This window comes from Compostibacillus humi (assembly GCF_014637175.1).
In the GTDB taxonomy this organism is placed as follows: domain Bacteria; phylum Bacillota; class Bacilli; order Bacillales; family Amphibacillaceae; genus Oceanobacillus; species Oceanobacillus humi.
Genome location: NZ_BMEV01000040.1, coordinates 23,300 through 31,381 on the forward strand (window position 1 = coordinate 23,300; position 8,082 = coordinate 31,381).

6 protein-coding genes are annotated in these 8,082 nt (G+C 36.6%); 3 read left to right on the top strand and 3 right to left on the bottom strand.

All coding sequences use genetic code 11. The features are described from left to right. Together IEV18_RS10975 and IEV18_RS10980 are read left to right on the top strand one after the other, a co-directional pair. A complete protein-coding gene (locus tag IEV18_RS10975) occupies positions 1-1,383 on the top strand; it encodes a polysaccharide pyruvyl transferase family protein (protein WP_188392426.1) in 1,383 nt (460 codons plus the stop codon). Between the two features lie 76 nt (positions 1,384-1,459). After that, positions 1,460-2,473, top strand: coding sequence for an LCP family protein (locus IEV18_RS10980; protein ID WP_188392427.1), 1,014 nt, complete (start codon positions 1,460-1,462; stop codon positions 2,471-2,473). A gap of 40 nt (positions 2,474-2,513) precedes the next feature. Here IEV18_RS10980 and IEV18_RS10985 read toward each other — a convergent pair whose 3' ends face one another. Further along, complete coding sequence (locus IEV18_RS10985; RefSeq protein ID WP_188392428.1) at positions 2,514-3,599, bottom strand: glycosyltransferase family 4 protein; 1,086 nt, start codon at positions 3,597-3,599, stop codon at positions 2,514-2,516. Between the two features lie 253 nt (positions 3,600-3,852). Beyond that, positions 3,853-6,876 (bottom strand): M14 family metallopeptidase, encoded by a 3,024-nt coding sequence (locus IEV18_RS10990; protein ID WP_188392429.1) that lies wholly within the window; start codon positions 6,874-6,876, stop codon positions 3,853-3,855. Positions 6,877-7,383: 507 nt separating this feature from the next. On the opposite strand from IEV18_RS10990, the gene IEV18_RS10995 reads away from it, so the two are divergent. After that, a complete protein-coding gene (locus tag IEV18_RS10995) occupies positions 7,384-7,608 on the top strand; it encodes a hypothetical protein (protein WP_188392430.1) in 225 nt (74 codons plus the stop codon). Between the two features lie 117 nt (positions 7,609-7,725). On the opposite strand, the gene IEV18_RS11000 is transcribed toward IEV18_RS10995, so the two are convergent. Continuing rightward, positions 7,726-8,082, bottom strand: a 357-nt coding sequence (locus IEV18_RS11000) for an integrase core domain-containing protein (RefSeq protein ID WP_188392431.1), incomplete at its 5' end; no start/stop codon positions are given.

An 8,082-nucleotide genomic window follows, 5' to 3' on the forward strand; every position in this document is an offset into this window, starting at 1 on the left:
ATGAAGAGTATCATCATTCGTTCAGGGATGTCACCATTGGATACGTTTGATGCGCCTCACATTATAAAAAACAACTCTATCGGAGGAAATGTTGGGAATTTAGTTTATGCTTACAGCATTTATCGTACATTAATGACAGAAGATACGACGATCACGCCCGATTACTATAATTACGAGCCGAGCAGAGCAGATGAAATTAACGAAAAGTATGACTGTTATGTAATTCCGTTGGCTGATGCCTTTCGGAAAGAATTTATCCCTTCCCTTCGAAAATACACGAAATTAATTAAGAAGTTAAAAATTCCGGTTATTGTTATTGGCGTCGGATTACGTGCGCCATTTGAACCAAAACTTGATGAAGGATTCCCTTTTGATGAAGACGTGAAGGAATTTGTCAAAGCTGTACTTGAAAAATCAAGCATGATTGGATTGCGGGGTGAAATCACCTCAAAATATTTAACCAAATTAGGATTCCGTGAAGGGATAGACCATACAGTAATCGGCTGCCCTTCGATGTATACGTTTGGAAGAGAATTAACCATACGTGAAACCAATATAACGAAAGAATCGAAAGTGTGTATTAATTCATCCAGACTCTCACCAAAAAAAGTACTAGACTTTATTCATCGAAGTACAGAAGAGTTTCCTAACTATTATTTCATTCCCCAATGGATGAAGGAATTAAGACTTACTTATGCAGGCGCTCCAAGTATTGCTGAATATAGCAAAAATTATCCGGTGAAACTTACCGACCCGGCATATAAAGAGAACCGTGTTCGCTTCTTTCTAAATGTGCCAACATGGATGGAATTTATGAAAGATGCTGACTTAAGCTTTGGAGCAAGATTGCACGGGAATATTGTTGCAACAATATCTGGCACACCTAGCATTATCATTCCGAAAGATGCGCGTATGAGGGAATTAACCGACTATCATGGATTAACCCATATTTTACCTCATGAAATTAATGAAAAAACGAAGCTTAGTGATTTTATTGATAAAGTTGACTTTCAATCACCGACGAAGAAACAACAGAGAAACTTTGATAACTTCATCGACTTTTTAAATAAAAATAATCTTAACCATATCTATAAAGAAAGTTACAATCCAACAACGGTTCCATTGGATGAAAAACTAAAGCAGGTTGAATTCAAACAGCCGGTGACGCCTATCAGCGGATGTTCCCCGGAAGAAATGGCAAAGAGATTAGAAAACTATTATGCCATTGAACGTGAAAAGAAAGAAATGCTAGAAGAAAACCTGAAGAATAAACTAAAACAAAAAAATAAAAGAATCCAATATTTGGAAGGGACGTTAAACAGAAAATCAGTCCGTACAACCTTAAAACTCGCTGACTTTGTAGCAACTATGCAAAAAAAGTAAAATATTGTAGATTGCGTTCTTTATTATCGGCCTTTATAATTGGAATGAGCATCTTAATGTTTAAAAGGAGAAGAAAATGAATCGAAAGCATATTCGAAAGCGCAGAAAAAGAAGGCGGCTGCGCCGGACATTTTATGTTGTCCTTCTATTATTCTTGCTGCTTATTGGTTTTGGCGGCTATCAGTTTATCCAGGCATTACAAGCAGCAAGTGACACATATGATGATCTCGGCCGGGATAAATCAGATTTACGGGATGCGGAAGTTTCCATCACGAAAGACCCAGTATCCATCCTGCTGATGGGTGTAGAGGATTATACGACAAATGGGGAAAACGGCAGAACCGATACATTAATGGTTGCTACATTTAATCCGAATGATGAAAGGCTAAAATTATTAAGCATTCCGCGGGATACGATGGTAGATTTTGCTGGAATGGACCGACGGGATAAAATAAATCACGCCCACGTGTACGGCGGCAAAAGAATGACCATTGAAACCGTCGAACAGTTTCTCGATATTCCAATCGACTATTATGCTACTGTTAATTTTGAAGCCTTTAAAAATATCGTCGATGTTTTAGGCGGAATTACAGTAGATGTTCCCTTCGACTTCCAGCAAAACAGTGACGACCGTGTCGCTGAAAAACTTCAATTCTATGAAGGCGAAATGGAACTGGACGGAAGATATGCCCTCGCCTATGCACGGATGAGGATGGAAGATCCGCGCGGGGATATCGGAAGAAACGAACGCCAACAGCAAGTAATAGAGGCAATCATCGACAAAGCATTGTCACCAGCTACAATTACAAAAATAGATGATTTAGCTATCGAAGTTGGCAAAAACGTAGAAACGAACATGTCCATTCGGGAAGGTCTTGCCTTTGTAAAAAATTACTCTGACTTCAGGACGAGCAATATTGATAAACTTACGTTAGAAACTTATCCGGAAACGATTAACGGAGTCAGTTATCAAATTGTCGATCAGATTTCCCTTTATGAAGTTCAAAAAGAATTAAAGGTACATTTAGAGCTGATCGATCCTCCAACTCAGACAGCGGAGACTGAATCGGACTCCGGTTCAACATATTAAATAAAAAAACTACCAATCTAGTTTAGCTAGATTGGTAGTTTTATTTTTCCCTGTCCATTTTTTTCAATCCGAGCAATTTTCGGCAACCGTCAATCAATGGCTGCTGCCCGTCAAGCACAATTCCGGCTAATTCTGCGAGCACCTGCAAACTAATGATAACAATCAGCAACGTGATAAAGGTGGATAACATCGTCCCGCTGTTAAAGGTAATCGCCAATAATCCGAACAATGCACTAAACCCGTACAGGATAAGTACTACTTTCCGGTGGCTGTACCCTCTTTCCAGCAACAAATAATGGATATGCTTTTTATCCGCCGTCGCAATCCCCTGGTTGTTAACGATGCGGCGAACAATCGCAAACAAGGTGTCAAATACCGGGAGGGCAATGACAATAATCGGGATAATGAAACTGAATAACGCAACGTTTTTAAATAGCCCGAGCATAGATACAACGGCAATGGCATAACCTAAAAATAACGCCCCTGTATCCCCCATAAATATTTTTGCCGGGTGGAAGTTGTGAAACAGAAATCCTACGCAGCTTCCAATAAGGATAATGCATAAATAAGCAACAACGATACGATAATCCATCACTGCCATAATAAAGATGCTGCTAAGGGCGATTGCGGATACCCCGGCTGCAAGGCCGTCTAACCCGTCAATCAGGTTAATGGCATTGGACGCGCCGACAATCCACAATACGGTAATAATATATCCTAGCCCTTCCAAGTAAACCGTTCCTACAAAGGGCATCGTCAACTTTTCGATAACAAGGCCGCTCGAGACAACGACAATCGCTGCCGTCATCTGACCTGCAAGTTTGTATAATGGTTTTAATTCAAAAATATCATCTAACACGCCGGTAAGGAGCATAATCACCGCTCCAATGATAATTGCCGTCATATATGGGTCTTGCGGCTGTAAATAAAGGAATCCGGCAATGGAGCCCAAAAAAATAGCCACCCCACCCATACTTGCCTTTTCACCATTATGCAATTTCCTTTGGCTATCCGGCTTATCGGTAGCGTGAATTTTAAATGCGAGTTTTTTAATGATTGGGGTTACGAGAAATGCTATCGTTCCTGATATGAGAAAAGCGATGATAACATCTAACCAGTTTAGCAATGAATACACCCACTTAAAATAAGTTATATACGCTATAGGCTATTTTAACATATATTTATTCATTTTACATCGTCATCATAGGAAATCTTTATAACTTCTTATACTTCATGCCCGTCTCCTATTATAACTGCTGCTCTTCAGGTTTTAGCATTCTTTTACTTAGATAATTTGAGAATTTTATGCTTTGTCGTCAACGAAAACTGATACAAAAAGTAAGAGCTGCTCAATTAACTTCGAACAGCTCCTCTTATCATTATCTAGTTGCGGCTTCTTTTGCCAGCATTAGACCTATAGTATCATTCTTCTTCCAAATTGAATTAAAATACGATACAGGTACCGGCCTGTTCCCTACGTATGGTGAAATCTCCGGTGTAAATCCAGGTTTCTTCATATCTTGCAAGAACCAATCGGTATAACCGCCGCCACTTGGATTAGGCCCTGGGAAAACTAAAGAATACCCAGTTTTCTTACTGATTTGATTTGCTATTTTTCTGCTTAAAGTCTTTAATGATCCTTTAGTTTTAAAATCCCAATAAAGAATTTCCCCGGAAGAATGATAAGCTACTGCCGTTTTAAAATTGTGCTTGAGGGTAAAGTCGTAAATTGCTTTTACTTCCGGCTCTGTTAATGGTGCTTTCCCTTTATAATTCATTGGACCTGGCGCGGGTGCAACATATCTAATTGTTTTCCAGTCTGCCGGATATTGACGGTTGAGGTCAACCCCTCTAATATTTGCTTTCCACGCTTTAAAGTTAGTATTGCCGCCGTTTAATTTCAGTACCTGTTTTGGATTTTTAGCACTGAAGGCACCTTTTTGGACTAAAGTAACCCCATCTGGATTCACCATCGGCACAAACCATATTGATACCTTATCCAAAATGCTTCTTACGTCATAGCCCTGGAATCTCTGATTTTTTGCATATGCCTGACTATATTCATCTATCATTTCCATTAATAGATTCGTAGTCAGCCACTCCCGAGCATGGTGTGCACCGTTCAAAAAGATTTCCTTTTTACCGTTTCCTAGTTTAATTGCATAAATGTTTCTGCCATCTACTGATTTACCGATAGATTTCCAAGAAATTAAACCAGGATAAGCTTTTGCGAGCTTGTTAATATCACTCCGCATGTGATCATACGTATACTCTCTATTAGGATTTACAATCTCTTTAGCAACCATTACTGTAGCTGTTACATCCGACTTTCTAACATAACCATATCTTCCGGAAAGGTTAATTTCGTACCAATTTCCATAGTCCCGAACTACTGGATAAGTCTTGCCCTTGTCTATCGTCGCAAAAGGAATCAGGCTTTTACCGGAATTATCGTAAACAACAACTTCATTTTTCGTTGTCAATTTCCCGTTAGTATAGTTCCGAACTGTTTTATTCTTATATGCATTGGCTGTAGATGGTTCTGTTTCCGACTTTTTAACATACCCATATATATTCCCAAAACGAATACGATGCCAGTTACCATAGTCACTAACACGCTGGTATGTTTGGCCTTTTTTCAACGTCCCTACCTTTTTCAGGGAGCCGCTGCGGTTATCATAAATCGGTAAATTGTCCTTATTCACTTTGAAGTACTTCATATTTTTAGTAAAGGATACTTTGACATCATTTTTATTAATATATCCTACTTTATTAGCCAATATAATACGGTACCATTTTCCGTAATCACCGGCTACAGGATAAGTTTTCCCTTTCTCTACTTCAGCAAAAGGAATCAGCTTTCCAGAAGTATTATCATAAACAGTTGATTTTTTTATAGTAGTAAAAGTTAATTCTGTGTTTTTATATTTAGAGTTATAGTTTGGTATTTTATTTTTAAAATTAGGCAAGGTACCTGATTTACGAACATACCCATAGATGTCACCAAACTGAATTCGATGCCAGTTGCCGTAATCGCTGACCCGTTCATATACTTGGCCTTTTTTTAGTTCACCGACTTTTACAAGTTTCCCTTTTTGTCGGTTATCATATACCGGCAAATTATCTTGGACCACTTCAAAGTACTTAGTAGCTTTAGAGAAATATCCGGTGACATCATTTTTGTTGATATAGCCTACACGGCCAGTAACTAGTACACGATACCAGTTACCATAATCCGAAACAATTGGAAATTGCTTGCCTTTTTTTATTTCTGCGAACGGTTCTAGTTGTCCAGAACTATTATCATAAATAATTGCATTTTTATTTGTGATGAATTTTTCTTTACTATTTTTATAGTTTTTATTAATATTTTTAATTGATTTTCCATCGGCTGGAATGGTGGCAGATTTTTTGACATAACCATAGATGTCGCCATATTGGATGCGGTGCCAGTTCCCATAATCACTTACACGCGGGTATACTTGCCCCTTTTTTAATTTTCCTATTTCCACTAGTTTACCGGTGCGATTATCGTAAACTGGCAAATCTTCCAGAACTACTTCGAAGTATTTTGTTTGCTTTGTAAATAATCGGGTAACTTCTGATTTTCTTACATAACCAATTCGGTCCGCAAGAATAACCCTATACCAGTTTCCATAATCGGTGGCAATATGATATTTTTGTCCTTTTTCGATTTCGGCAAACGGAACTAATTTTCCGGAACTATTATCGTAAACAACCGTTTTTTGATTTGTTAAGAACAATTCCGAGCTATTCTTGTATGATTTATTTATATTTTTTATATCATTTTTGTTCCCCGGAATTGTATTTTCCTTATGTACATAACCATAAATATTTCCATATTGGATACGATGCCAGTTTCCATAATCGCTCACTCTTTTGTAGGTCTGGCCCTTAACAAGAGTTCCAATTTTCTTTAATCCGTTCTTGCCTTGATTATCATAGACAACGGCCTGCTCATTTATAACTTTGAAGTATTTTCCAAAGTTTTGCGATTTATAGTTTGTGTTTTTTACGATGGATTGTTTAAAAAGACTAAAAGTATGAACTTTACCTGGCGACTCTTGTTCGGATATTGTATCCTTATTTGATCCAGGTATTAATGAATCTTTTTCTGATTGATCCTGTTTTGGAGTATCTTTACTTTCAGTCTCCTCTTCTGAACTATTTTCGGTATCAGATAGTTGTTTATCACTTTCGCCACCTGAGTCTTGTAAATGTTCCTGCAAAATAGAATCATCAGTTATTTGTTCTTCACTATTATTTTCTGCTGATACTTCAGATATGGCTATTACGTCAGAAGTAATCATGGATAAAAATAATATTAGTGCTAATAGAGTTCTAAGTATGATGTTTGGATATTTTGCTTTAATTTTTATCACCCCTGGGTCTATTATACTATTAATTAACATTAACTCAATTGTTTTTAAATACTTCGACAGGAATGTAAAAACAAAAAAACACTCCCTATCAAAATTGCAATCCATTTGGTAAGAATTTCACAATTGCTGGAAGTATTATTTGATAATTTTACTTATTTATCACAAACATCTTTTAGTATTTTTGATAGTGGTAAGGGTATAGACCATAAATAGAAACCGCATTTTCTTTAATTCCAATCAAATAATACTTTTAATACTTTTTCGGATTGTGGTACTAAAAATGATAATAAAAATTCTTGTAAATTTTTTACCCAATAAAAGAATACCCCCCCTTTTATACCACGAAATAAATGCAAAATTTAAAATACATTCATAAAATTTTATCAAGATATATTTTTCATAATTTTACTTCCTATAAAAGCATTGTTTCTTTATAATATAGTAAAGCACGATATTAATATGAACATATAGAAAGGACTATGTCGTATATAAAAGGAAGGGGAAATGATGGTTAACGATTTAAAATATCCGTTTGGGTTTATTCTTACAAATAAAAAATTCAGAAATAAATATAGTTGGAACAGAAAAAAGGTCCATAAAAATTGGACACTTTATTATGCTAAATCTAATGAGTATGAAGAAATTAGTAAAAATAAGGTAAAAATAATTGTACTTGGATATTTTTTTGATATAAGTAAAGTGGACCCCATCGTCAAGACAACTTTTTTATAAATTTAAGGTGCATTGAGTTTTGCTTCTTCCCATCTTGCCAACCAAGCCTTTCATGTGGCAGGTTCTGTCGCATGAAAGATAATTTTTCAAAGATGGGAAGGGCAATGACAAACCTGTTTAATAATAAACGGATGATGGTGTTTTATAATCTAGCGATTGATGAGGGCGATTGTAATTATAAAAATCGATGTAATCTCTTATATTTAATCTGGCCTCCCTTGGGCTTTCATAGTCTTTTAAATATACTTCTTCGTACTTTATGTTGCGCCAAAAACGTTCTATGATAATATTGTCCAAAGCACGTCCTTTACTGTCCATGCTGATTTGAACTTCCTTAGCGTTTAGTAGATTGATATATTTAGGACTGGTAAAATGGCTGCCTTGATCACTATTAAAGATAACGGGTTTAGCTATAGAGAAGGCCCTTTGAACGGCATCTAGGATAAATCCAATTTCTAGGGATTGATCCAGCTC

Excerpts from the sequence above, each read along its gene's own strand:
- IEV18_RS10995 (WP_188392430.1), top strand. The coding sequence starts at position 7,384 with ATGGTTAACGATTTAAAATATCCGTTTGGGTTTATTCTTACAAATAAA.
- IEV18_RS10975 (WP_188392426.1), top strand. The coding sequence starts at position 1 with ATGAAGAGTATCATCATTCGTTCAGGGATGTCACCATTGGATACGTTT.
- IEV18_RS10980 (WP_188392427.1), top strand. The coding sequence starts at position 1,460 with ATGAATCGAAAGCATATTCGAAAGCGCAGAAAAAGAAGGCGGCTGCGC.